Origin of the sequence: Alkalicoccus luteus, assembly GCF_012034335.1 — a bacterium.
GTDB classification, from domain to species: domain Bacteria; phylum Bacillota; class Bacilli; order Bacillales; family Salisediminibacteriaceae; genus Alkalicoccus; species Alkalicoccus luteus_A.
In genome coordinates this window covers 1-299 of sequence record NZ_JAATHJ010000096.1, presented here as the reverse complement: position 1 = coordinate 299, position 299 = coordinate 1, and the positions used below count along the sequence as shown (strand labels likewise).

Here is a 299-nt window from a genome sequence, read left to right as displayed (position 1 = left end):
AGGCACGTAAGATGGCGCGGCTTCACTCGGACACATGCTTCTCGCGAGAAGCCTTTAAGACCCGGTCCGGCTCCGCTCGTGCGTTTATGCCGTTCGCAGATCTGAACGGCACTGAATCTTCAGGCTGCGCGGCTTCCACGGGCACGCCAGACACGAAGGGGAAATGGATTTATTTAATGGAGAAAAACGTTCCTATCGCTGCGTCTCTTTTGCTTTTTTTGGTGGATACGTTGACGTACTGGCATCCCTATTCGACATCGAAGCGTTGCCTAACGAAAGGTTCCATCCATATGGAACAA

General features: G+C 52.2%; 1 protein-coding gene. It reads left to right on the top strand.

The genetic code is table 11. The features are described from left to right. Nucleotides 1–86: 86 nt before the first annotated feature. Nucleotides 87–299 (top strand): hypothetical protein (locus HCN83_RS18070; RefSeq protein WP_168009800.1); only part of this gene is annotated, 213 nt, incomplete at its 3' end.